The 2,222-nt window shown below is 77.1% G+C and carries 1 protein-coding gene and 1 pseudogene; one reads left to right on the forward strand and one right to left on the reverse strand.

Translation table 11 applies throughout. The features are described 5' to 3' along the window. A pseudogene (locus E1300_RS49120) lies at nucleotides 1–352 on the reverse strand (NYN domain-containing protein); the annotation flags it as partial. A 501-nt stretch (nucleotides 353–853) separates the two neighbouring features. Here E1300_RS49120 and E1300_RS49125 point away from each other — a divergent pair. Continuing rightward, on the forward strand, nucleotides 854–2,222 hold a 1,369-nt coding region (locus tag E1300_RS49125; protein WP_131764104.1), incomplete at its 3' end, for a DEDD exonuclease domain-containing protein.

The following is a 2,222-nucleotide window of genomic DNA, read 5'->3' on the forward strand; positions in this document are numbered from 1 at the left end:
CGGCCTCGCCCTCCGAGGCGGTCGCGGAGCGCTCCAGCTCCCGGCGGGCCGCCTCGACGAGCCCGGTCCAGCCCGCGGGGCGCAGCAGGTAGGCCAGCACCGCGACCCGCACCGGGTCGGCGGCGGGCGGCACGTCGCCGTGCTCGACCGCCTCCACCAGCTCGGGCTGGGCGTCGCGCAGCGGCCCGGCCACGCGGGACCGGAACCCGGCGTCCTTCTCCAGCAGCGCCGCGATGTGCTGCCCGGCGAGCTTGGCCCGCTTGCGGCGCTCGAACCGGGCGAACCGGCGCAGCGGGACGGGGACCTCGTCGGGCGGCAGCGCGCCGATCAGCTCGGCGGCGGCCTCCACCACGCTCTGCCGGACCGCCTCGGGCAGCGGCCGCCCCAGGCTCTCGCGCGACGCGGCGGACTCCGGACCGGCCCCTCCGGGCGGCCCCTGGACGTCCGGGGAGCCGGCGGCGTCCGGGGGGTCGGCCGCGGGCGCCTGCGGGGATCGCGGCGGCTCGCGCCCGCTGTCCCCGGCCGGCGCCGGTCCCGGCCCGAGGCCGGGCGCGGGGGGCTCTCCGGGATGGTGTGGGCGTTCCGGCGGCTCGCGGTCGCCGCGGTTCGCCTCGGGGCCGCTGTCGATGATCCCGCTCCTTCCGGGCTGCGCCGCCGGTGGGCTGTCCCTTCCCGGGCGGCACGCACCCTAACCAGCACGAACGCGGACGACCGGCGCGAACTGACGCTCGGCCGGCCGCGCCCGGACCCGTCCGGGCCGTCCCCCGCGGCCCCCGCCCGGCGGGACGTGCGAGCGCGCCCACAACCCTAGCGGTCAGAACTTCTGTCAGTGGCGTCCTCTACGGTCCCCGGCATGACGGCTGCGCACGTCCAGGGCACCCTGGACGACCTCGGCACACCTCTCTCCGAGGTCACTTTCGTGGTGGTCGATCTGGAGACGACGGGCGGCTCGGCCGCCGACTCGGCCATCACCGAGATCGGCGCCGTGAAGGTGCGCGGGGGAGTGGAGCTGGGCGAGCTCGGCACGCTGGTCGACCCCGGCGGCCCCGTCCCGCCGTTCATCACCGCGCTGACCGGCATCACCACCGCGATGGTCACCGCGGCACCGAAGATCGACTCGGTGCTGCCCGCCTTCCTGGAGTTCGCCCGCGGCTGCGTCCTGGTCGCGCACAACGCCCCGTTCGACGTCGGGTTCCTCAAGGCCGCCTGCGCCCGGCACGGCTACGCCTGGCCCGCCTTCACCGTCGTCGACACGGTCGACCTCGCCCGCCGGGTGCTGAGCCGCGACGAGGTGCCCAACTGCAAGCTCGGCACGCTGGCCCGGTTCTTCCGCACCGGCACCGAGCCGACGCACCGGGCGCTCGCCGACGCCCGCGCCACCGTGGAGGTCCTGCACGGCCTCATCGAGCGGATCGGCTCGTTCGGCGTCACCTCGCTGGAGGAGCTGCGCGGCTTCGCCAAGGCGCCGACGCCCGAGCAGCGCCGCAAGCGCCACCTCGCCGACGGCGTCCCGAACGCGCCCGGCGTCTACCTGTTCGAGGACGCCGACGGCGAGGCCCTCTACGTCGGCAAGAGCGGCGACCTGCGCTCCCGCGTCCGCACCTACTTCACCGGCTCGGAGACCCGGCGGCGCGTCCGCGAGATGGTCGGGCTCGCCGAGCGCGTCCGGACGATCGTGTGCGCGACCGGGCTGGAGGCCGAGGTCCGCGAGCTGCGCCTGATCGCCGAGCGCAAGCCGCGCTACAACCGCCGCTCGAAGTTCCCGGAGCGGGCGATGTGGCTGAAGCTGACCGTCGAGCCGTTCCCCCGGCTGTCGATCGTGCGGGAGTGCCGCGACGACGGCGCCTGCTACCTCGGCCCGATCTCCTCCCGGCACCAGGCCGAGGAGGCCCGCGCCGCGCTGCACGAGGCCGTCCCGCTGCGGCAGTGCACGCAGCGGCTCACGCTCCGGCTGATCGAGCGGGGCAAGGCCCGCGCCTGCGCGCTCGCCGAGATCGGCCGCTGCGGCGCGCCGTGCGACGGCCGCGAGTCCGCCGGGGCCTACGCGCAGCACGCCGCCACCGCGCGGAAGGTGATGGAGGGCGACGTCCGGCCCGTCATGGCGGCCGCGCGGGCGCGCATCGACCGGCTGTCCGCCGAGCTGCGCTACGAGGAGGCCGCCGCCCAGCGCGACCGGCTGGCCGCGTTCGTCCGCGCCGCCGCCCGCGGGCAGCGGCTCGCGG

The organism is Actinomadura fibrosa (assembly GCF_900659615.1).
Lineage (GTDB): Bacteria > Actinomycetota > Actinomycetes > Streptosporangiales > Streptosporangiaceae > Spirillospora > Spirillospora fibrosa.